The following is a 22,347-nucleotide window of genomic DNA, read 5'->3' on the forward strand; positions in this document are numbered from 1 at the left end:
TCCTTCGAATGTGAGTGGCCGCGGTTCACTTGTTCAGGTTTCGATCAGGCTTTCGCTGCCGATCACCAAGGCCTTCAGGTGTTCAAGCTGAGCAGGGTCCGCTCCCTGCCACAGCTCGCGGTTGGCGGCCTCCAGCAGCCGCTCGGCCATGTCCCGCAGCGCCCACGGGTTCGACTGCCGCAGCGCCTGCAACACGTCGTCGTCCTGCAGCCACTGGCGGCAGATGGCGCCATAGCTCCAATCCGGCACCCGGCCCGTGCTCGCGTCGTAGGCGAACAGGTAATCGAGGCTGGCGGCCAACTCGAAACCGCCCTTGTATCCGTGGGCAAGCATGCCCTGAATCCAGCGCGGGTTCAGCACGCGTGAGCGGAGCACCTTGTCGAATTCATGCTCCAGCCGGTGCACGCGCGGCCGCTGGTGGCGCGAATGATCGGCGAACCAGAGGGCCGGAGCGCTGCCGCGCACCCGTTCGCTGGCGGCGCTGAGCCCTCCTTGGAACTGGTAGTAGTCGTCGGAATCCAGCAGGTCGTGCTCACGGTTGTCCTGGTTGTGGAGCACCACCTCCACCTGACGCAACCGCTGCTCCAGCCCCTCACGATCGGGGCTGGCCTCGCAACGGCCGTCACCGCTGGCGTCGTAACGCCAGCCGCTCCAGTTGAGGAAGGCCTCACCGAGATCGCCCCGCTGCTCCCACTGACCACTGTCGATCAGTCCCTGAAGCCCCGCCCCATAGGCCCCCGGCGCCGAGCCGTACACCCTGCCGCTGTGGCCTTCCTGGCGGGCATGGGCTGCCAGCGGGTTGTGCCACTCGTCTTCATCAAGAGCAGCGACCCGGCGGCTGGCCTGATTCATCCAGTCGACCAGCTGCGGGAAAGCATCGCGGAAGAGGCCGGAGATGCGCAGCGTCACATCCACCCGGGGGCGTTGCAGCAGGCTGAGCGGAATCACCTCCAGATCCACCATCCGCCGGGTCGGTCCGTCCCACACCGGCCGCACCCCCATCAGCGCCAGCGCCTGGGCGATGTCCTCGCCGCCATTGCGCATCGTGGCGGTGCCCCACACCGACAGGGCCAGGTGGCGCAGGTCGTCTCCCTCCTGCTGCAGGTGGGCTTCCAGCAGCAGGGCGGCGCTGCGACGCCCCAGGTCCCAGGCGGCTTCGGTGGGCAGCCCGCGCAGATCCACGCTGTAGAAGTTGCGGCCGGTGGGCAGCACATCAGGGCGGCCGCGTGTGGGCGCCCCGGAGGGCCCGGCGGCAATGCGTTCCCCGGCCAGGCCCCGCAGCAGGGCCTGACGCTCGGCGCTGGCACAGGCCAGCAGGCGCGGCAGCAGCTGACGCCGCACACGCTCCAGCACAGCTTGGGTTGTTGGTCCCACCACCACCGCTGCAGAAGCGGCAGTGGCGGTGGTGGGCGCCAGCAGCGGCTTCAGCAGATCGAGGGCCTGTGCTTCCAGCAGGGCAACGGCATCACCACAGCGGCGCAGGGCGGTCGGGGCAGAGGGAGAGGCCGGGTCAGAGACGGCGGCCGCGGGAGACGCCTGGAGGCGGAGGCGATCCGCCACGCTGAGTGGCGCCTCCTCGGCATCCGCCCACGGGTCCAGCTCCAGTTGCAGATCAGCGGCCAAGGCCTGGGTGAGACCAGGGCCCTCGGCCAGGGGGGGCCGCACCAGGCACAGCAGCAGCTCCAGCAAGGGCTGGGGACCAGGCAGGTGGCCGAACACATGCAGGCCGGTGCGGATCTGAGCTTCCTTCAGCTCACACAGGTAGCCATCGGCGCCATCGAGACGCGCTTCAAGATCATCGATGGCCTGGGCAGAGGCGGATCCCACAGCAGCGCCGGCCGCGAATGATCTGTCTGCAGCTGATCGATCTGCAGATGTGCCGTCTCCAGCAGCGGCATGCGCGGGCAGCTCCAGGGAGGCGAGCAGCCCGGCGAGCCGCTCCCGTAAGGGAGCGACGCGCTCGCTGCCCAGCTGGCGGGCCTCCCAGTACTCGTCGAGCAGGGCTTCGAGCTCCTGCAGGGGCCCGTGCAGCCCGGCCCGATCGAGCGGAGGGGTGAGGTGATCGAGGATCACCGCCTGGGCGCGGCGCTTGGCCTGGGAGCCTTCGCCCGGATCGTTGACGATGAACGGATACAGGTGGGGCATGGGCCCCAGCGCCCACTCGGGGAAGCACTGATCGGAGAGGCCGAGCCCCTTGCCGGGGAGCCATTCCAGGTTGCCGTGCTTGCCCACGTGGACCACCACCTGGCTGGCGGCCACCTGGCGCAGCCACAAATACTGGGCCAGGTAGGCATGGGTGGGCGGCAGGTCGGGGGAGTGATAGCTGAGGCTGGGGTCGCGGCCGTAGCCCCGCTCCGGCTGCACCAGCACGGCCACGGCGCCGAAGCGCAGACCTCGGATCGGGAAGCCGGCACCCGCCGGCCCCTGCTCCAGGCCCTCATCGGCAGCGGGCGGCCCCCAGCGGGTCTCCAGCACGGCCCTGCCCGCCGCCGGGAGTTGCTGGTACCAGGCGAGATAAGTCGCCAGGGGCAGGTGATCGAGCGGCGGCCGGTGCTGGCTTTCCGGGTCGTTGGTGCGTGCGGCCAGCAGCTGCTGGATCAGGGCATCCCCGTCAGCGGGAAGGCCTGTCGTCAGTTCCGCGGGCAGGTCCGTGGGGGTCACGCCCAGGTCGTAGCCGGCCTCCGCCAGCCAGCGGAGCATCGCCGCGGCGCTGGCGGGGGTGTCGAGGCCCACGCCATTGGCCAGGCGGCTGTTGCGGGTGGGGTAGTTGGCCAACACCAGGGCCACACGGCGCTGCTTCACCGGGGTGAGGCGCAGCTCCACCCAGGCCGCCAGCAGGCGGGCGATCCAGTCGAGCCGTTCCGGATCCGGCTGGTAGTGCATCAGCGCTGCCGAAAGCGAGGCATCGGCCCGCTCCAGCTCCTTGAAGGCACCGACCCGGCTGGTGATGCGTCCGTCAAGCTCGGGCAGAGCCACCTGCAGGCTGAGATCGAGCGGGCCGAGGCCGATGCTGCTGGCAGCCCATTGCTCACGGCTGCGGGTGCTGCAGAGCACCTGAATCACCGGCACGTTGAGGCGGTCCCAGAGCGGGGCACCCAGACCCGCTTCCTCGAACTGCACCGAGGCAAAGGAGGTGGTGCACAGCACGCCCTGCACCCCCTCTCTATGCAGCAGGTCGGCCACCCCCTGCTGGACAGCCGGATCCCTCAGGCCACTCACCCACAGCGCCCGCGGGCAGAGTCCCTGGCGGCGCAGGGCCTGGAGCAGGACGGTGGCCAGCTGATCGTCGCCGGCCTGCAACAGGGCGCGGTAGAGGATCACCCCCACCCGTGCCCCCGGGTCGGCCCGCCAGTCGTGGGGAAGGGGGTCGGCCAGGGGCAAGGGCACCGGCGCTGGCGCCGCCTGGCCAGCGGCGAGCGCCTCCAGGCTGTCGAGCACGCGGCGCAGGTTGTCAGCACCGCCCTCGCGCAGGCAGCGGCTGATCGCCACGGCCATCTCCTCAGGCCCGTTGCCAAGGCTGGCCAGCTCCAGCTCCTGATCGGCCGTGCCGGCCGCCACGATCAGCTGGCGCCCGGGTTGGTGCTCCGCCCAGGCATGCAGCTGCTCCAGCCCGTAACTCCAGTGGCCTCTTCCACCGAGCAGCCGCACCAACACCACGCGGGTGGTGGACAGGCTGGTGGCGATGTAGTGATCGAGGACCGCCGGCGCAGCCAGCGCGGCCAGGTTCAGCCCCCGCACCGGCACCGCACTGGGCTGCCGGGCAAGAACGGCGGCCAGGGTCTGGAGATCGGTGTCTGAACTGCTGAGCACCAGCAACGGCGTGGACTCCTGCTCCACGAAGGCGGAGTCCTCGAAGCCGGAAGGCAGGCCTGGAACGACGGCAAGACGGTGCATCACGCCATCTTCGGCCCCGGCAGTGAGAAGATCTCACCAGCGAACGCCGCCGGCGCCGCATCTCCACGCGCTTCCGCATGCAGAAGTTTCTTCCTTACGCCTGGTTCGGCGGCCGCTGTGTTCCCTTCGGTGAAGCCACGATTTCAGTGGCCACCCACGCCCTCCATTACGGAACCGGCGCGTTCGGCGGCATGCGGGCCCTGCCCAACCCGGCAGATCCCAACGAGATCCTGCTGTTCCGCGCCGATCGGCACACGCGCCGCCTCTCCCAGAGCGCGCGGCTGCTGTTGGCCGAGCTGCCGGAGGCCACGATTCTCGATGCGATTCAGCAGTTCCTGCAGGCGAACCGTCCCACCACCCCGATCTATCTGCGGCCGTTCGTGTATACCAGCGATCTGGGAATCGCGCCACGCCTCCACGACATCGAGACAGATTTCCTGATCTACGGCATCGAACTCGGCGATTACCTCTCCCCCGATGGGGTGAGCTGCCGCATCAGCAGTTGGTGCCGCCAGGAGGACCGCTCCCTGCCGTTGCGCGGGAAGATCAGCGGCGCGTACATCACCAGCTCCCTGGCCAAAACTGAAGCGGTCAAGAGCGGCTTTGATGAAGCGCTGCTGCTCAACAGCCGCGGCAAGGTAAGCGAAGCCAGCGGCATGAACCTGTTCATGGTGCGCGACGGCGTGCTGATCACCCCCGGCGTCGACCAGGACATCCTCGAGGGGATCACCCGCGCCAGCATCCTCGAGCTGGCGCAGGCCATGGGCATCCCCACCCTGGAACGCGCGGTCGACAAAACGGAGCTGTTCGTCGCCGACGAGGTGTTCCTCAGCGGCACCGCCGCCCGGGTCACGCCAGTGCGCCGGGTGGAAACAACGGATCTGGCTGGACCGCGGCCGATCATGGAGAAGCTGCGCAGCGCCCTCACCGCGATCACCGAGGGCCGCGATCCGGCCTACGAGCACTGGGTGACCCGCGTGCGGCTCGATGGGTAAGCCAGCGGCACTTCCTACAGTGACAGCTGGCCTTGAGCGCGTAATCGATGACGGCAGCGGTGCAGCAGGCAGGGGCGCCAGCGACCCAGCGCATGGGGTTTCTGGAGCGTCTCCACGCACCTGAGCGGCCGGTGCTGGTGTTTGACGGGGCCACCGGCACCTCACTCCAGCAGATGGATCTCAGCGCCGCCGACTTCGGTGGCGCAGCCCTGGAGGGATGCAACGAGCAGCTGGTGTTCACCCGGCCGGATGCCGTGCAAGCCGTGCACCGCCAGTTCCTGGAGGCCGGCTGTGATGTGATCGAAACCAATACCTTCGGCGCCGCCTCGATCGTGCTGGCCGAATACGGCCTGGAAGACCAGGCCTTCATGATCAACAAGCGGGCGGCCGAACTGGCCCGCGCCTGCGCTGCTGAATACAGCAGCCCCGCCAAACCCCGCTTCGTGGCCGGCTCGATGGGGCCCACCACCAAGTTGCCCACGCTTGGGCACATCGACTTCGACACGATGCGCGACGCCTTCCGGGAGCAGGCGGAAGGCCTGATTGCGGGCGACGTGGACCTGCTGATCGTGGAAACGTGCCAGGACGTGCTGCAGATCAAGGCTGCCCTGCAGGGAATTGAAGCGGCCTTCAGCGCCACCGGGCAGCGGCGGCCGCTGATGGTGTCGGTCACGATGGAAACCACCGGCACCATGCTCGTGGGCTCCGACATCGCCGCGGTGGTGTCGATCCTGGAGCCGTTCCCGATCGATGTGCTCGGCCTCAACTGCGCCACCGGGCCCGAGCAGATGAAGGAGCACATGCGCTACCTGAGCGAGCACAGTCCGTTCGTGGTGAGTTGCATTCCCAACGCCGGGCTGCCCGAAAACGTGGGCGGCGTGGCCCACTACCGGCTGACACCGCTGGAGCTGAAGCTGCAGCTGATGCACTTCGTCAATGATCTCGGCGTGCAGGTGATCGGCGGTTGCTGCGGCACCACCCCCGCCCACATCGCAGCCCTCTCCGAGCTCACCGCCGATCTGCTACCCCGCCCGCGGGCCGTGCGGCGTCCGGAGCAACGGCTGGAGCGGCCGGCTTTCCACTACGAACCTGCGGCCGCCTCGATTTATGGCGTCACGCCATACCACCAGGACAACTCGTTCCTGATCATCGGTGAGCGGCTCAACGCCAGCGGCTCGCGCAAGGTGCGTGATCTGCTCAACGCAGAAGACTGGGACGGGCTGGTGGCCGTGGCACGCGGCCAAGTGAAGGAAAACGCCCACGTGCTCGACGTCAACGTTGATTATGTGGGCCGCGACGGTGAGCGTGACATGCATGAGCTGGTCAGCCGGCTGGTCACGAACGTGAATCTGCCGCTGATGCTCGATTCCACCGAGTGGCAGAAGATGGAAGCTGGCCTGAAGGTGGCAGGCGGGAAATGTCTGCTGAACTCCACCAACTACGAAGATGGGGATGAGCGCTTCTTCAAGGTGCTGGAACTGGCACGGCGCTACGGCGCTGCCGTGGTGATCGGCACGATTGATGAAGAGGGAATGGCGCGCACCGCCGAGCGCAAGTTCGCCATTGCCCAGCGCGCCTATCGCGATGCCCTGGAATTCGGCATTCCAGCGCACGAAATCTTCTACGACCCCCTGGCGCTGCCGATCTCCACCGGCATCGAGGAAGACCGCCTTAATGGAGCCGCCACAATCGAGGCGATCCGCCGCATCCGCAGCGAGCTTCCTGGCGTGCATGTGGTGCTGGGGGTGAGCAACATCAGCTTCGGGCTGTCACCAGCGGCGCGGATCACGCTCAACTCCGTGTTTCTGCACGCGTGCTGTGCCGCCGGCATGGATGCGGCGATCATCAGCCCGGCCAAGATCCTGCCGCTGATCAAGATCAGCGAGGAACACCAACAGGTATGCCGTGATCTGATCGCAGATGCACGCCGTTTCGACGGGGATGTCTGCGTCTACGACCCGCTCACCACGCTCAGCACCCTGTTCGAGGGGGTGAGCGCCCGGGAAGCACGCGACGCGGGGCCGCAGCTGGCGGATCTGGAGGTGGAGAAACGCCTCACCCAGCACATCATCGATGGGGAGCGCATCGGCCTCGAAGCTTCACTCAACGAAGCCCTCGCCAAGTACCCGCCGCTGCAGATCATCAACACCTTCCTGCTCGATGGCATGAAGGTGGTGGGTGAGCTGTTCGGTTCCGGCCAGATGCAGTTGCCCTTCGTGTTGCAGAGCGCTGAGACGATGAAGTTCGCCGTGGCGTTCCTTGAACCCTTCATGGAGCGGGTGGAAGGGGAGAGTAGCGCCAAGGCCAAGTTTCTGATCGCCACAGTAAAAGGTGACGTTCATGACATCGGCAAGAATCTGGTGGACATCATTCTCACCAACAACGGTTATGAGGTGGTGAATCTCGGCATCAAGCAGTCGGTGGAAGCGATCATCGAAGCCCAGAAACTGCACCAGGCCGATTGCATCGCCATGAGCGGCCTCCTGGTGAAGTCCACCGCCTTCATGAAAGACAACCTCCAGGCCTTCAATGAGGCTGGCATTCAGGTGCCGGTGATTCTTGGTGGAGCGGCGTTGACGCCTCGCTTCGTCAACAAGGATTGCCGCGCGGTCTACCGGGGGCAGGTGATCTACGGCCGGGATGCCTTCGCCGACCTGCGCTTCATGGATGCGCTGGTGGAGGCCAAGCAGAACAACCGCTGGAGCGATGCGGAAGGCTTCAGCGGCGAGATTCCGGCCGGACTCGGGCTGGAGCGCGGCGAAGACACCGCCGATGACGCCACGACAACCGCCCCCGGCAGTGCAGAGGAGGCACCAGCAGTCGCTGGATCAGCAGCAGCCCAAGCAGCCCCAGGATCGCCCCCAGCGCCCCAGGCAGCCCCTGAAACCGAGGACCCAGCGGCTGCCGCAGTCGTGCCAGAGACGCCATCCAGCGCAGCAGCGCCGCTCAACGACCATCGCTCCGAGGCCGTTCCAGAAGAGGCCGCCATCCAGCCGCCGTTCCTGGGCAGCCGCGTGCTCGATGAGCAGGCGATTCCGCTGGCTGAGGTGTTCGGCTACCTGGATCGCAACGCCCTGTTCGCCGGCCAGTGGCAGTTGCGCAAGACGCAGCAGCAGAGCCGCGACGACTACGAGCAGATGCTGGCGGCCAAGGCCGAACCGGTGTTGCAGCACTGGATGCAGCGCTGCCTGGAGGAGAAGTTGCTCACTCCACGGGTGGCCTACGGCTACTTCCCCTGTGGCCGGCTCGGCAATGCGCTGGTGGTCTTCGATCCGGCCGCGCCTGAGCGGGAGCTGGGCCGTTTCGAGCTGCCGCGCCAGAGGGGCGGCAACCGCTACTGCGTCGCCGATTTCTACCGCGACCTCCGCCAGGGGCGGCCCACCGATGTGCTGCCGATGCAGGCCGTCACGATGGGGGAGAAGGCCACAGTCTTCGCGCGCGAACTCTTCGCCGCCGATCGCTACACCGACTATCTCTATTTCCACGGTCTGGGGGTGCAGATGGCAGAAGCGCTGGCCGAGTGGACCCATGCACGCATCCGACGCGAAATGGGCTTCGTCGCCGAGGAACCCAGCGCCCTGCGCGATGTGCTTGCCCAGCGCTATCGCGGCAGCCGCTACTCCTTCGGCTATCCCGCCTGCCCCAACGTGGCCGATTCCCGTCCCCAGCTGCAGTGGCTGGGGGCGGAGCGCATCGGGCTGAGCATGGACGAAAGCGACCAGCTGGAGCCTGAGCAGAGCACCACCGCCCTAGTGGCCCTGCACAGCCAGGCGCGCTACTTCAGCGCCTGAGGAAGCCATCCCGAGGCGATGGCAGGTAGGGGCGCGGTGGCAGGCTGGGGAGGCTCTCTTGCACTGCTGCTATGGCCATTGCCGGACCTGACGGAGTGGATGCGGCCATCGCAGCCGGACTCGACCTTGACGGCTCGCCGATTCCGGCCGAGATGCTGAGCCTGTACCGCGAGGTGATGGCACTGGAGGCCCAACGGGCCCGCAGCGGCGTGAAGAAATCGATGCGCAACCGGGTGGTGAAAACCGGGGCCAAGCATTTCGATCAGGCCAGCCTTGATGCCCGCCTCAAGGCCGCCGGCTGGGATGGCCTCAAGGACAAGGAAATCGCCTTCTTCTACGGCTGAATCGCTTGGGTTCAATCAGCTACTGGAGGAACCGGGCCGCTGACGTGCCCTGCGTTGAGTCAGCGCTTGATTCCGCCGCGTCAGCGCAACCAGCAGGCGGCAGTTCAAGCGATGCGTTTATCTCAGCCCCAAGCCTTTGGCCGGGAGCCACTGGCCCTCAGCATTCAGCCATGCGGGTTCGACACAGAACCTTTCACACCGAAGCTCCGTCAGCGAGCCATCAAGGCAACGCACCGAACGGAGAGGTTTCAGCGCCATAGCCGGATCAGAGATCTTCGAGGGTGTCGATCACCTCTTGTTGAAACGCCTGGAGATCGGTCGAATCACTCAGGTCGACCCCCTCACCGGCGGCATTCTGGGTGAGCTCCTGGAAATGGAAAGCGCCTTCACCGTGGGCAAGAAACTCCATCGCGGAGCTTTCACCGCTTTCCTTGAAGGCGTCGAGCAGCGCCATGAAGGCAGCATCTTCGGTGAAATCCCAGCTCATGAAGGGGGTATCGCAAGTCGTAAGGGCGGCAGAAGGGAGCCTTCCAGCACCACTGCACAATGACCTTTAACGCCTGCACCCCCGATTCCGTCAACCTCCCAGGGCCATTCCCGCCATTGGTCCTGCAGACTTTGGGATGATTTCGGCACGATCCGTGGAACCGCGTTCTTCTTCAGCGCCAGTGGTGGCCCGCAATGTGCTCGGTGAGACGCTTGAGATCTGCGGATGCACACCCCGCACCGGCTGGTACCGCGATGGTTTCTGCCGTACCGACAGCAGCGACACGGGACGCCACACCGTCTGCTGTGTGGTGAACGATGTCTTCCTGCGCTACAGCCGTTCCCGCGGCAACGACCTTTCCACACCGATGCCGGCCTACGGCTTTCCGGGTCTTCAGCCCGGAAACCACTGGTGCATCTGTGCCGCCCGCTGGCTAGAGGCCTACCAGGACGGGGTGGCGCCGCCGGTGCGGCTGGAGGCCACGGAAGCGTCTGCACTTGAGGTGATCCCGCTGGAGTTGCTGAAGGAGCTGGCCCACGTGGGGTGAGCGCCGCGCCGCAGCAGCGGCATCACCTCTCTCCCACCACCTGCACCACCCTTCACGTCACCCCGGTCACATCAGCCCGCGTCAGCCGAACACTCCACCGTCTTCACACCCCGCCTTCACCACGGAACCGGGCTCCCGTCCCAGGCCAGGAAGCTGCCGCTCTGCTCCGGCCCCTGCAGTTCCAGCACGTCCAGGAGGTGGTGGGCGGCTCGCTCGGGGCTGAACAGGCGCTCCGGCGGCACGCCGCTGCGGAAAGGCGCTGAGAGATCGGTGGCCGTGGTGCCGGGATGCAGCAGGGTCACAGTGGCGAGGGGTCGGCGGCGGCGCCACTCCAGGGCCAGGCAACGCAGCAACTGATTCTGGGCGGCCTTGGCACTGCGGTAGCCGTACCAGCCCCCCAGGCCGTTGTCGCCGATGCTGCCGACCCGTGCTGACAGGCTGGCGAACAGCGCCGGCTCTGCGGCCGGCAGCAGCGGCTCCAGGGCCTGGGCCAGCAGAATCGGGCCGTAGGCATTCACCGCGAACACTCGCTCCAGGGCGGCGCGGTTCAGCTGGCTGAGCCGCTTTTCCGGTTGCAGAGCCGGGCCGTCGTGCAGGAGGCCCGCCGTGTTGATCACGAGGCGCAAGGTGCCGGCCTGGGCCTGCAGCGTGGCGGCAGCGGCCTGCAGACTGGCGTCGGCGCAGAGGTCGAGCTGCAGGGCGCGCGCGCCCAGCTGCGGCTCTCCCGGCCGGGCAGGCCAGCCGCGGCGGCTGGCGCCCCAGAGGCAGAGCCCGGGGGCCCGCTCGGCCAGGGCCTGCACCAGGGCGCGGCCGATGCCGCCGGCACCCACCACCAGGGCATGGCCGTTCCAGCTGCTGAGGGACGGCCGGGACGGGAGCGGGGGCAACACCTGGGGCGAAGCGGTGGAGGGGATGGCGCATGATGGCGCGATGGCAATGAGGATCGCCGTTCTGGGGCAAGGGGCCTGGGGGCGCACCCTGGCCAGCGTGCTGCGCCAGCAGGGCCATGAGCTCGCGGTGTGGTCGCGCTCCCATGGCAGCGATCCAGCCGCGGTGCTCCAGCGGCAGGACCTGGTGCTCTCAGCGGTGGCCATGGCCGGGGTGCCGGCGCTGGCGCAGCAGCTGAGCGCCGGCTGGCCCGGGGCTGTGCCCCTGGTGAGCTGCAGCAAGGGCATCGACCTTCAGCAGCACTGCACAGCCAGCCAGTTGTGGCAGCAGGCCATTCCGTCGTTGGCGTGCCTGGTGCTGAGCGGGCCCAACCTGGCGGCTGAGCTGGATCAGGGCCTGCCGGCCGCCAGCGTGCTGGCCTCCATCCACACCGAACTGGCCAGCGAGCTGCAACGCCAGCTCAGCAGCCAGCGGCTGAGGCTGTACACCAACGCCGATCCGATCGGCACCGAACTGGCCGGCGCGCTCAAGAACGTCATGGCGGTGGCGGCCGGCATCTGCGATGGTCTCGGGCTGGGGGCCAATGCCAAGGCCTCCCTGCTGACCCGCGGGCTGGCCGAAATGGGGCGGCTCAGCCAGCTGCTGGGCGGCGATCCCGCCACCCTCTACGGCCTGGCCGGCCTTGGCGACCTCCTGGCCACCGCCAACAGCCCCCTGAGCCGCAACTACCGCTTCGGGCTGCATCTGGCCGAAGGTGACTCTGCAGCGGCGGCCTTCACCCGCATCGGCGCCACGGTGGAGGGACCCGCCACGGCCGAAGCCGCGCTGGTGCTGGCCCATCGGCATGCCCTGCACCTGCCGATCTGTGAGCAGGTGGTGGGCCTGCTGCAGCGGCGCAACACCCCGCAGGAAGCCGTGCGGGCGCTGATGGAGCGCGATCTGCGCCGGGAATGGGTGTGAGTCGCAGGGCCACATCCAGAGGCCCCACAGCTCCTACCAGCGCCCATCCAGGGCCCACGTCTGCGCGACAACCGTATGTTCGCGGCCGTTCTCAGCCATGATCGCTCCAACGACTAGTGGGACAGGGATGTGAACAGAGGGAAAGGTTCATGAACTGGCCGGCAGGGCAGCAGTTGGTGGCACAGGGCGCACGTGCCCTGCGTCCGTTGAAGCTCGGCAGCGAGCGGCTGGCGCGACGCCTGCAGCGGACTCTCAGCCCTCAACGCCGCACCACGCTGCTGCTCACCACACCCTTGAGCGTGGTGGCTCTGGGCATCGGCTTCTATGCCCAATCGTTCAGCCAGCCGAAGCCCGACCTTGACGCACGGGTGATGGAGGCGCTGCTGCCGGCCAGCACCACCGGCGAAGCCACCGACCCGGCGGGTGAGGAGAGCCGCCTGCGGGCGATCGAAGCGCGCCGCGCCCAGCAGCCTCCCGCTCCGGCCCAGCTGCCGGATGCCCCCGCCTCCCTGGTGGAACCGGCCGCTGGCCGCCCGGTTCCGCTTGAGGTGCGGGTGGCCCTGCTGCGTCAGGCCGGCCAGCCCAGCTTTTCGGCCACCGGCCCCTGGTGGCTGCGCAACGGCGACGGGCAGGTGCTGGCCCAGGGTCAGGCCCGCAGCCCTGTCGATCTCAGCGCCGGCACCGGCGCCAACGATCTCTGGTTGGACACCGCACCCGGGGAAGCGTTGCTGGTGAACGGCCAGCCGTACACCGGTCGCCTGCGTCTGCTGGCGGAGCGGGAAGGCATCACACCGATCAATCACCTGCCACTGGAGGCCTACATCGCCTCGGTGGTGGGGGCGGAAATGCCCACGTCCTGGTCGATGGAGGCCCTCAAGGCCCAGGCGGTGGCGGCCCGCTCCTACGCCCTGGCCCACCTGGCCCGACCGGCCAATAAGTTCTGGCATCTGGGGGACACCACCCGCTGGCAGGCCTACCGGGGCCTCACCTCGGTGAATGGCCGCACCACCGAAGCTGCCGCGCGCACCAACGGCTTAATCCTCAGCTACCAGGGGGGCATTGTGGAAAGCCTGTATGCGGCCAACAGCCAGATCACGCTGGAAGCGCACGGGCACCTGGGAGCGAGCATGAGCCAGGAAGGCGCCCAGGAACTGGCCCTCGCGGGCCGGCGTTACAACGAGATCCTGGGCCACTACTACCGTGGGGCCTCGCTGGCACGCCTGCAGATCGGTGGAGCGAACTGAGCGCCTGTGGCGAACGGCCTTGCAGCAGAGCCAGGCCGCGCGCGAACGCGGTGCCCTGGTGCCGCTCGTCACCAGGGTGCTGCCGCCGGGAGCCTGGGCACCCTTCCAGCTGCGCCAGCTCGACTCGCCCGTGCCGCGCCACCTGCGCAGCGGTGGGCCCCGGCCCAACCCGTTTCTCCCCTGGGAGCGGCAACTGGAGGTGACGCGACTGGGCGACAGCCATGCGGTGATCCTGAACAAGTACCCGGTGCAAGCCGGCCATCTGCTGCTGATCACCCAGGGCTGGGCGCCGCAGAGCGGCTGGCTGAGAGCGGCCGACTGGCAGGCGGTGGCCCATGTCGATGCGGACACCACCGGTCTGTGGTTCTTCAACAGCAGCGGGCGGGCCGGCGCCAGCCAGCCTCACCGGCATCTGCAGCTGTTGCCCCGCCATCGCGGGGCACCCAACTGCCCGCTGGAGCCCGCCCTACGCGCCCAGCTGCAGGGCCAGGCGCCACCCTGGCCCTGGCGCTACCGGCTCAGCCCGCGCCCCGAGGGCGGCGGACCCGCCGACCTGGCGATGCTCTACCGCCGCCATGCCCTGGAGCTCGGGCTGGGTGATCCGGCGGATGGTGGGGAGCCCAGCCATCCCTACAACCTGCTGTTCACCAGCTCCTGGTTTCTCACCATCCTGCGAACCCGCGAACATGCCGCCGGGTTCAGCCTCAATGCGCTGGGCTTCGCTGGCTACCTGCTGCTGACGGAACAGTCGGATCTGCCGTGGCTGAAGGAGCATGGACCGTGGCAGCTGCTCCGCGCCGTGGCGCCGGCCGTGGACGCCGCGCTGGAGCCTGCGGAAGGCCCGCCTCAGACGAGGCACTGAGCGAGGCAGTGGGCCAGTGATTGGGCATGGAGGTGGGCTCCGATCTTCGCCGAGCCCTGTGCGCCGCGGCTGATTCCGGGAGGCGCAAAGGAAACGGTCTGGATGAGGCTGACCAAGGACCCTCAGCGCCTTGGAGCCTGTGGACGAGGAGCCTGCAGCACCCTCCAGTTGGTGCTCTGGGGGTGAAGAACTCGGTCTCGTCCTGAACCCTCTTCAAAAAAGTTCAGTGAAAGCACGGTTGCACAAGGTGGCAGCAAGGGATCTTTCTGGAAAAGAAACCTGCCGGAACGACCGGCGGTTCTCCCTACAGCTTCCTTCTCATCTCCGCTTCCCTGTTCATGACCTGCTCCCCACTGGCGTCCCAGCGCTCCACCACCCCACTGAGCGTCGCGCCAACACGTGTCCCGCCAACCAGCGCTCCACCCATCAGCGCTCCACCCACCAACGCTTCGGCTGCAGCATCGGCTTTGCTCTTGCCTGGCCGATCGACCAGCAGCAAGACCGCTGCTTCAGCAAGCCGCCTGAGCGCCGTTCATACGGCCACAAACGCCACCAAGGCGAACACGCCGACCACGAAGCGCAGGACGAACACGAATGCCGGCACTCATGCCAGCCAGCACGCCACCGTGCGACAACGCAACCAGCGGGTGGAGGCCTACAGGGAGCTGGTACGGCCGATCGCTCTGCACTACGCCGCCCTTTGTCGGGAAGGGGCGGATGATCTGATCCAGGTGGGCCTGCTGGGCCTGATCCGCGCCGCGGAGCGGTTCGAACCAAGCACCGGAACGCCGTTTTCCGCCTTTGCTCGCCAGCACGTCCGGGGCGCGATCCTGCACTACCTGCGGGATCAGGCCCCGCCCATCCGGCTGCCGCGGCGTCAGCAGGAGCTTCAGGACCGGATGCGGCAGTTCACCCGTGACTGGCAGACGCGATTCGGGCAGAGCCCGAGTGAGGCCGAACTGCGCAGCGGCTTGGAGCTGTCCGTGGCCCAATGGTGCACGTTCGAGCGGCTGGAGCGGCTGCGCCGCCTGGCACCGCTCGAAGCCTCGATGGAGGGCATTGCGGCAGACCATGACGACGACGACTGCGTTGATGGCGAAACCGCCCAGGCAATGGCCCTGCTGACGCAGCTGGAGAACCGGCAGCGTCAAGTGGTGGAGCAGGTGGTGCTGGAGGGGCGGAGCCTGCGGGAGGCGGCCCGCCGGCTTCAGCTCAGCCCGATGACCGTGCACAGGGCCCTGCACAAAGGGCTGGAGCGGCTCAGGCAGGAACTGGACCGCGGCCTTCAGCAGGTGGTTACTCCGCCGGCTGTACCCCATCACGCTGCATCTGCTTCTCCAGGGTGCTGATCGCCGCATTCACGGCAGCGAGCTGACGCTCCACTCCGTCGCGCCAGTAGGTAAGCATGCGCATCTTGCGCTGCTGATGATGGCGGCGCATCGCTTCATGATCACCGCTGCTGGATCCGTAACAGGCAAAGGGCGGGAACATGGGAAAATTTCACAGTGCCTGAAGGTTCTAGCCAGTGCTCTGGTGCCCATGCGTTCCCTGCCCCACCCGTTGGTGAACTCGGCCTTCAAGCGTCGAAACCAAAGGCAGGCAGGGAATACTGGCCCACCACATCCACCCCCGCACCGCCACCGTTTTGCCGTTGTCCCCCCGCCAGATCAATCAAATGGGACCCATGATTCCCACAAGGTTTCTTCGCCCCTGTCTGGTGGTGATCGCCGGCACGCTCGTGCTGCAGGCGCCTGCCGCCCACGCCTACGTGGCCTTGATGGCGGGCCAGTCAGCCCGTCCACTCAACGGCGCGTTCAACACCGTGCCGGTGCTGCATTCCAACCAGCCTGAGGAGGTCTTCGGCCCGGGAATTCTGGTGAACACAGCGCCTGGCCAGGCTATCGCCACGGAAACCCGTCAATATCTCAACAACGCTACTTACACTTTCAACGGAGATTTCGGGCTCCACGTTCATCACAAGTATTTCCCAGAAAATGCCAGCCGTCTCGGCGGCCGTTATGTGCGCGGCAAGCTCACGATCGCCACGATCGTGATGAACCCGGGCTCGCGTCCTGTCACCCTTGAGATGGAGCGCGGCGCCGTTCGCAACAGCTTTGAAGCGCCTTATCTAGGCAACCACCTGATGGGCGTGAAACCACTGGGGCGGCGCCCCTGGAACACCGGACCGGGTGATGCCACCTCGGTGATCATGTTGCGCGGGGAGCTGGATCCCAAGATGCCGGAAACCCTGGTGGTTCCTCCCTATAGCCGCCGGGTACTGTTCCACACCCGTCTGCCCGCCCGGGGCATCGCCAATGGCCTACTGAAAGGCCGCAGTGACGGGCCGTTCCAGATGGCGGTGGTGGCAGCGGAGGATCCGGAAACTGATGCCGATCTGTTCGCAGTGCTGGATCAAGGGATGCTCGCGCCAGGCCGCATCTACCTCGACATGCTCTCAAAGATCCACTACGGCCAGGTGTTCTCACGGGTCGGTGGCGTGGCGATCGGCGATGAGTACCAGGCGAGCCTGGTGCACGATCTCAATCAGGGCCCATTGCACGTGCCCTTCACGAGCACGAACCGCCACACCTTCGGCACCCGCGAAGTGCAGGTGAACCCGCTGGCCAGCCGCATGATTGATTCCTCCCTCGACAACGTGGGCACCTATGGCGTGCGTTTCGATGTGGATCTGAATCTCAAAGGCAACGGGCCCCATGAGCTGGTGATGAGCCATCCCACCGCGAACGGCCGCCAGTTCACGGCCTTCCGCGGCTCGATCGGCATCCGTACCAAGGAGGGCTACAACGACGTGCACGTAGGCCTGCGTTCAGGCGAGAGTCTTTCTCTGGCCTCGTTGAACCTGGTCCCCGGTGTGAACAACCCTGTGCGGGTGAGCATGGTGTACCCAGCCGATGCCACGCCCGGACACCTGCTGAGCGTGGTGCCCAGCTACCAGCTGGCTCAGCTGCGCGAGCGGGAACAGCGCATCGCCATGGCCCGTGCCGCCGCCGCGGAAGCCGCCCGCCAACGGCCCGCTCCCAAAGCTCCCCCCACCCTGGCGGCCCCAGTGCCGGTTACCCGTCCCGCCTCCGGCCGCACCGCCAGCGCACCGCCCCCGGCACCAGCACCCGCGCGTCCCACGCCTCCACCCCCGGCACCGGCTGCCGCCCCCCGTTTTCTGCCCACCTTGGTGCCGGCCTGGATCCGCCCGCTGCCGGCCATCCCGCTCCCCCTGCTCAACCAGCTGCCGGGTGAGGGCCCCAACGACGGCACCCAGACCGTGCTGCTTGGCCGTTATCGGGAAGCGGCCGAGGCCCAACAGCGGTTCCTCAGGGAGATGATGGGGCGCTAGGTCCACTCCCATCGGTTCCGACGTGGCTGAGCCGGTACGAAAGGAGCGCAAAACTCTGTCGATGACGCTGCCGACCGCAAGGATCGCGCAGTTCAAGCAACTCCAGCGCGAATGGGGCTTCTCCACCCACGGGCAGGCCATGGAGCACCTGCTGGAGTTACTGCTGCCTGAATCCCCCGACCAGGAGGCGGAGCAGGACGACGGCGACGATCAAGAACATGAGGTGCTGCTTGAACGGGGAGCTCTGGTGCTGGCGTCCAGCGGCGAAAGCACGCAACTCGTGCTCACTACCGAGGACGGTCTCACCGAATTCGAGTTAGACCTGACACGAGACTCAGAAGAGGTCTCAAGTGAGACCCGCAAACAGCCTCGAACACTGCCGGGTCCGCACAAGGGGCGGGAGACGGCCGCAACCGGCAGCGGCGGATCAGGAAGCCGAGGCATGGGAGGTGGCATCGATCTGCCTGGATTCGTGCAGCAACGATCGGCACGGCTGCGCCAGAGCCTCCACCCGCAGCCGAGCACGCCAACACGGCCCAATGATCCTTTTCCAGAAATCTCTGAGCACGATCTGAGCGCCGCCCTCACTGCCGCCACAGCCCACTGGGTGGGCCTGTACGGCACGGCCGCCAACGACGCTGTCCTGGAAGCGGCGATGGTATGGCTGGGCCAGGAGATCTGGCCCCAGTCCGACCAGGCGGAAGGGCGACCTTTCACGTGGTCGGCGCTGGAACACTGGATCGTGGGCTGTGCTCCGAGCTGGCCGGCTGGCCCGCCCAGCTTCGAGCGGGTGATGGTGGGCGCCGGGCTGCTGGAGGATCCGTTCAGCCCGGCCACGTTGAGCCTGCGACTGCCCACCTTGATCAGGCGCTTCGTGCATCGCTTCCGCCGCCGCCGGCAGGGCACCTCCTTCCAGACGCTGGAGCACACGATGACGCTGCAGGGAGCCCTCAAGGTGCTGGAGATTCCCTTCGAGGTCGGCGAACGGCTCACGTTGAAACGGATCCGCGAGGCCTATCGGGAGCAGGCCCAACGGCACCACCCCGATTCCGGCGGCAGCGCCGACACGATGCGCCGCCTGAATGAGGCCTACCAACTGCTCAAGGAGCTTTATCGTAAATCCAGCTGACCCTCTGGGCAGGCCAGAGCTCCTGCTTGGCTCATGGTCCTTTCAGGCGGAGGCCTCTACCAGCCTCCGCCTGAAAGGCTTCGCCCATCTATCCACGGTGAGACGCGTTATGAGTCTCGCGACGGGACCCGTATGAGATGAGCGGCACATAATGGCGATTGTGCCACCCCCGAGGGGGAACACCCCCAGGCGCAAAACGATGCAGCCGCACCGTCCCAGCACAGACACAACACCCATCAGATCGAAAACCATCAGAGCGCCATGCACTCGGTACCCAGCCAAAGCCCCGGGCGGATCGCTGACGAGGAGAGGCAACCACTGACCATCAGTTCCGCAATCGTCTGGCTACGGATCACCGCGCCAATGACACCTTTGTCTGCAGCGGCTTGTCCACCAGCCAACAGGGCAGCTGTCCAGCAGGTGGACATGGAATCGGAAGGGCCTGAAAACCCAATTAGAGCAGGGGAGCATCGCGCAAAAGTTCCTCTGCGTACCTGCGAGAGACACAGGTACGCAGAGGGTTGACCAAGGCGCAGCTTCGACAGGCTGCACCGGAGTGAGCGCGAGCGAAATCACGATGGCGTGGCATGAAGCCACAGGCAGCGAAGGGGTGAGCCGGCTCGAAGACTCTGTGGTGGAGTGCCATGTTGCTGGCTGGACCAGCTCAGGATCCGCCAGGCTCGCAGAGAGCCGGGGGTTGTATGGGTCACGGTCGACGGCGATCAGCACTGAACGTCCAAGGCGGCACAGATGAACAGGAAGCAACTCCAGACAGCCCCATGACCAGGCTGACCATCTCTGCAGACTCAGAGGGGAAAAGGTCGGTCTGCACAGGTGGAATCGCAGGAAAATCTGGTTTTCAAGCAGCGCAGACAAGACTCAGTACTGGACCTGCCACTGGTCGCGCATGAGACAGCTGGGAGAGTACGGCCTTCGGCGAACACCGGGCGTCCAGCGCCAGGCGACCCAGGAAACAACGCAGCCAAGCCATGACGAGGTGACTGCCGACAAAGCCTGCGCGATGAGGGAACTTCTGGGTGAGTTGTTCCTATCGAACCTCTTCTGCGCACCTGAAAGATTTCCGATGTGCGAGACACAGCTGGAAATGACGCCCTTGCCTCGCCTCACCGATCCATGAGGCGAGGCTCGATCGTTCGCTTAACCGCTGCTTAGGGCGATCCTGCTGCGGCTTTCATTGGATCTCATGTGCCTCACGACAGAACCAGCTCTGGACCTACTACATGTCCAGAGTGAGACAGTGGAGAAGAGACGACTCCACGACTGGCCTCAGCGCAGAAGCCAATGGATTCATTCCCTCTTGCAGGACAGAGGCAATGGCGATCCTGCTTGGCCTGATTCGGCACAGGGATGGCAGGCGCGGCGCTTCTGTTCTGCGCTGCGTTTGTCTTCTCGGCAGCCGTTCAAGAGGACGAGCCCGGCAACTGGAACCTTGACAACGGTGCGAGCCAAAGGCTGGGCGCCTTGGTTGCGATGAGGTCGTCCCAGTTCGAGGCCGGTTGCCTGGATCCGATCCCTGCAGCTGGGATGAGCCTTCAAATCGTGCTGCCCAGTTTCCTGGAAGACCTCAGCTTTGATCTCACCCCAGGGCAGGTGCAGACGCTTCACTCCCTGTCAGAGGTGCGCGCAGCCAGCTGAACAGTTGCCTAGATGTCAGAGGGCTTGCGAAGGGCCTTCAGCTGTCGATGAGGGAGGCGCAACCGAAGCAGACGAGACCAAGAAACACCTCAACGCAAGCTGGGTTGCTGGCTCAAAAGCAGAAGATCATCAGGCCAGGCCAGACACGATCAGATCCGACGGGGCAGGCAGATCAGCCGGGCGTCTGCATCCCCTGGATCAGGAAGTCGAAGTAGGGGCCAGCCATGACGGCATCCTCGGTGGCAAGCAGCGCCAGTGACGCCTCTTTGAGTGTGCGCATGCTTTCGACCATGCCCGCCATGGGCACCCCGAGGCTGTTGTACATCTCGCGGGCACCGATCAGGCCGATGTCCTGGATCTTTTCGGTGCTGCCGGCAAGCACGCCGTAGGTGACCAGGCGGAGGTACCAGCTGAAATCGCGCAGGCACTGGGCCCTTTGGCGCTGGCCATAGGCATTGCCGCCCTGGGCCACGTATTCGGGCTTGCGCAGAAACAGCTGCCGCGCCGCCTCATTGACGATCTTTTTCTCGTTTTCCGTGAGCACGCGGGCGACACGAATGCGCTGGTTTCCGCCGGAGAGGTACTCCGCCATGGAGCGCAATTCACCGCCGCTGGGGTAGCGCAACTGATCATCGGCTTGCAGGATCAGGTCCCTGACGACGCTCATCGAAAGCACCACGCTGGGGCCGATCTTACCGAGAAGAGTCCCTCGCGATGGCCGGAAGCGCCTTTGTGTAACGGCCCTTTGCATCCGGGGGGGCCTTTAGGGTCAGGGGCTGCCCGTTGTGTCGCAGGTCTTTGGATGGCCCTTCTCTTGCCCCCCTCCGGCACGGCCCTGGAGCTGAGCATCACCGGGTTGAACCACCTCGGCGAGGGTGTCGGTCGCTGGGGCGCAGCCACGGAAGGGGGAGGCGAGCGGGGCGTGGTGGTGTTTGTGCCACAGGCCCTGCCCGGTGAGGCGGTGACGGCCCGCGTCACCTACCAGGCCAAAGGCCACGTGGTGGCGGAGCTGATCGAGCGGCACAACACGGCGGCAGAGCGCCGGCGTCCTCCCTGCATCCTTGCCGAGCGCTGCGGCGGCTGCAGCGTCCAGCATCTCGTCGATGAGGCCCAAGCCCGCTGGAAACAGGATCTGGTCCAGCAGGCCCTGCAGCGGATCGGTGGCTTTTCCCTGGCGGTGCAGCCGATCCTGGCGGCGGCTGAGCCGCTTGCCTATCGCAACCGGGCCGTGATTCCGCTGGAGCGCGGGCCCGACGGCACCCTGAGAGCCGGCTTCTACCGCAGCGGCAGCCACAAGATCGTCAATATGAACCGCTGTCCGGTGCTCGATGCGCGCATCGACTCGCTGATCGCGCCACTGAAGCAGGAGCTGGAAGCCAGCGGCTGGCCCGTGGACGCGGACCTGAGCGAAGGCGGTGGTCTTCGCCATCTGGGCCTGCGCGTCGGGCATCACAGCGGCGAGGTGCTGGTGACCCTGATCAGCAGCCACAGCCAGCTGCCCGGGCTGAGCGAACGTGCAGACGCCTGGATGGAGCGCTGGCCTGAACTGGTGGGCGTGTGCCTGAACCTCCAGCCCCTGCCCACCAACACCTTGATGGGTCCGCGCACCGAGGTGATCGCCGGGCGGGGCTGGCTGAGCGAACGCTTCTGCGGGCACGAGCTGCGCATCGCGCCGGACACCTTCTTTCAGGTGCACACCCCCCAGGCCGAGCGGCTGGTGCCGCTGCTGCTGGACGCGCTTGAACCACGCGCCGGACGCACGCTGGTGGAGGCCTACTGCGGCATCGGCACCTTCGGCTTGTCTCTGGCGGCCGCCGGGGCAAGCGTGCGGGGGCTGGAGCTGCACCTGCCCAGCGTTGAGCAGGCCCGGCTCAATGCGGCGCTCAACGGTCTCAATGGGTTGTCGGTGGAGAGCGCCGACGTGGCCACTGCGCTGGTGGAGCTGCTGCCGGAGGCGGATGGGCTGCTGCTCGATCCACCGCGCAAAGGCCTTCCCGAGCAGGTCACGGCCGTGATCCGTGCCTGCCCCCCCCGACGGGTCGCCTACCTCAGCTGTAACCCCGCCACACTTGCCCGCGACCTGGCCCGCCTCACACAGGACGGGGGGCTGACGCTGCAGAGCGTGCAACCCGTCGACTTCTTTCCTCAGACCAGCCACGTGGAGGCGCTGGCGGTGCTGACCGCCAGCTGAGCGTCAG

Annotated in this window: 18 protein-coding genes; 12 read left to right on the forward strand and 6 right to left on the reverse strand. The window is 66.7% G+C overall.

Translation table 11 applies throughout. From position 1 onward, the window contains the following. Nucleotides 1-33: 33 nt before the first annotated feature. Nucleotides 34-3,894, reverse strand: coding sequence for a cobaltochelatase subunit CobN (gene cobN / locus ACWJI3_RS03985; protein ID WP_480202934.1), 3,861 nt, complete (start codon nt 3,892-3,894; stop codon nt 34-36). Nucleotides 3,895-3,971: 77 nt separating this feature from the next. On the opposite strand from cobN, the gene ACWJI3_RS03990 reads away from it, so the two are divergent. The 3 genes from ACWJI3_RS03990 (at nt 3,972) to ACWJI3_RS04000 (ending at nt 9,024) form a co-directional block, all read left to right on the forward strand. Next, the gene (locus tag ACWJI3_RS03990) at nt 3,972-4,889 is read left to right on the forward strand and encodes a branched-chain amino acid transaminase (RefSeq protein WP_094512847.1); all 918 of its coding nucleotides are present in this window, start codon (nt 3,972-3,974) and stop codon (nt 4,887-4,889) included. A 47-nt stretch (nt 4,890-4,936) separates the two neighbouring features. Continuing rightward, on the forward strand, nt 4,937-8,680 hold the full coding sequence (metH, locus tag ACWJI3_RS03995; protein ID WP_480202935.1) for a methionine synthase: 3,744 nt from the start codon (nt 4,937-4,939) through the stop codon (nt 8,678-8,680). A 71-nt stretch (nt 8,681-8,751) separates the two neighbouring features. After that, nucleotides 8,752-9,024, forward strand: coding sequence for a small RNA NsiR4-regulated ssr1528 family protein (locus ACWJI3_RS04000; RefSeq protein WP_094512849.1), 273 nt, complete (start codon nt 8,752-8,754; stop codon nt 9,022-9,024). 265 nt (nt 9,025-9,289) lie between these two features. Here the strand turns inward: ACWJI3_RS04000 and ACWJI3_RS04005 are convergent, their stop codons facing one another. After that, nucleotides 9,290-9,511 (reverse strand): hypothetical protein, encoded by a 222-nt coding sequence (locus ACWJI3_RS04005; protein WP_094512850.1) that lies wholly within the window; start codon nt 9,509-9,511, stop codon nt 9,290-9,292. A 154-nt stretch (nt 9,512-9,665) separates the two neighbouring features. Between ACWJI3_RS04005 and ACWJI3_RS04010 the strand changes: the two genes are divergently transcribed. Beyond that, nucleotides 9,666-10,058 carry a DUF2237 family protein gene (locus ACWJI3_RS04010; protein WP_255100886.1) on the forward strand — a complete coding sequence of 131 codons (393 nt, stop codon included), beginning with the start codon at nt 9,666-9,668 and terminating at the stop codon, nt 10,056-10,058. 116 nt (nt 10,059-10,174) lie between these two features. On the opposite strand, the gene ACWJI3_RS04015 is transcribed toward ACWJI3_RS04010, so the two are convergent. After that, complete coding sequence (locus ACWJI3_RS04015; RefSeq protein ID WP_480202936.1) at nt 10,175-10,945, reverse strand: SDR family NAD(P)-dependent oxidoreductase; 771 nt, start codon at nt 10,943-10,945, stop codon at nt 10,175-10,177. 49 nt (nt 10,946-10,994) lie between these two features. Here ACWJI3_RS04015 and ACWJI3_RS04020 point away from each other — a divergent pair, with 49 nt between their 5' ends. The 3 genes from ACWJI3_RS04020 to ACWJI3_RS04030 all read left to right on the forward strand — a co-directional run bounded on the left by ACWJI3_RS04020 (nt 10,995) and on the right by ACWJI3_RS04030 (nt 14,012). After that, a complete protein-coding gene (locus ACWJI3_RS04020; RefSeq protein WP_480202937.1) occupies nt 10,995-11,906 on the forward strand; it encodes an NAD(P)H-dependent glycerol-3-phosphate dehydrogenase in 912 nt (303 codons plus the stop codon). Between the two features lie 149 nt (nt 11,907-12,055). After that, nucleotides 12,056-13,150 carry a SpoIID/LytB domain-containing protein gene (locus ACWJI3_RS04025; protein ID WP_480202938.1) on the forward strand — a complete coding sequence of 365 codons (1,095 nt, stop codon included), beginning with the start codon at nt 12,056-12,058 and terminating at the stop codon, nt 13,148-13,150. A gap of 19 nt (nt 13,151-13,169) precedes the next feature. Then, nucleotides 13,170-14,012, forward strand: coding sequence for an ATP adenylyltransferase family protein (locus tag ACWJI3_RS04030; RefSeq protein ID WP_233132967.1), 843 nt, complete (start codon nt 13,170-13,172; stop codon nt 14,010-14,012). A 304-nt stretch (nt 14,013-14,316) separates the two neighbouring features. Here ACWJI3_RS04030 and ACWJI3_RS04035 read toward each other — a convergent pair whose 3' ends face one another. Further along, the gene (locus tag ACWJI3_RS04035; RefSeq protein ID WP_480202939.1) at nt 14,317-14,511 is read right to left on the reverse strand and encodes a hypothetical protein; all 195 of its coding nucleotides are present in this window, start codon (nt 14,509-14,511) and stop codon (nt 14,317-14,319) included. A 127-nt stretch (nt 14,512-14,638) separates the two neighbouring features. On the opposite strand from ACWJI3_RS04035, the gene ACWJI3_RS04040 reads away from it, so the two are divergent. Beyond that, on the forward strand, nt 14,639-15,361 hold the full coding sequence (locus ACWJI3_RS04040; RefSeq protein ID WP_480202940.1) for a sigma-70 family RNA polymerase sigma factor: 723 nt from the start codon (nt 14,639-14,641) through the stop codon (nt 15,359-15,361). Here the strand turns inward: ACWJI3_RS04040 and ACWJI3_RS04045 are convergent. Beyond that, nucleotides 15,309-15,503, reverse strand: coding sequence for a sigma factor SigF (locus ACWJI3_RS04045; protein ID WP_094512857.1), 195 nt, complete (start codon nt 15,501-15,503; stop codon nt 15,309-15,311). The genes ACWJI3_RS04040 and ACWJI3_RS04045 overlap by 53 nt on opposite strands. 193 nt (nt 15,504-15,696) lie before the next feature. Between ACWJI3_RS04045 and ACWJI3_RS04050 the strand changes: the two genes are divergently transcribed. From ACWJI3_RS04050 to ACWJI3_RS04060, 3 genes are all read left to right on the forward strand, one after another. After that, complete coding sequence (locus ACWJI3_RS04050; protein WP_233132968.1) at nt 15,697-17,364, forward strand: DUF3370 family protein; 1,668 nt, start codon at nt 15,697-15,699, stop codon at nt 17,362-17,364. Nucleotides 17,365-17,425: 61 nt separating this feature from the next. Beyond that, nucleotides 17,426-18,493 (forward strand): J domain-containing protein, encoded by a 1,068-nt coding sequence (locus ACWJI3_RS04055; RefSeq protein ID WP_255100880.1) that lies wholly within the window; start codon nt 17,426-17,428, stop codon nt 18,491-18,493. A gap of 1,368 nt (nt 18,494-19,861) precedes the next feature. Beyond that, on the forward strand, nt 19,862-20,149 hold the full coding sequence (locus tag ACWJI3_RS04060) for a hypothetical protein (RefSeq protein WP_480202941.1): 288 nt from the start codon (nt 19,862-19,864) through the stop codon (nt 20,147-20,149). 172 nt (nt 20,150-20,321) lie between these two features. Here the strand turns inward: ACWJI3_RS04060 and apcD are convergent, their stop codons facing one another. Further along, a complete protein-coding gene (gene apcD, locus ACWJI3_RS04065; RefSeq protein ID WP_094512860.1) occupies nt 20,322-20,816 on the reverse strand; it encodes an allophycocyanin subunit alpha-B in 495 nt (164 codons plus the stop codon). Nucleotides 20,817-20,951: 135 nt separating this feature from the next. On the opposite strand from apcD, the gene rlmD reads away from it, so the two are divergent. After that, the gene (gene rlmD / locus ACWJI3_RS04070; RefSeq protein ID WP_480202942.1) at nt 20,952-22,340 is read left to right on the forward strand and encodes a 23S rRNA (uracil(1939)-C(5))-methyltransferase RlmD; all 1,389 of its coding nucleotides are present in this window, start codon (nt 20,952-20,954) and stop codon (nt 22,338-22,340) included. The last annotated feature ends 7 nt before the right edge of the window (nt 22,341-22,347 follow it).

Source organism: Marcopretia estuarina LEGE 06307 (assembly GCF_056633115.1).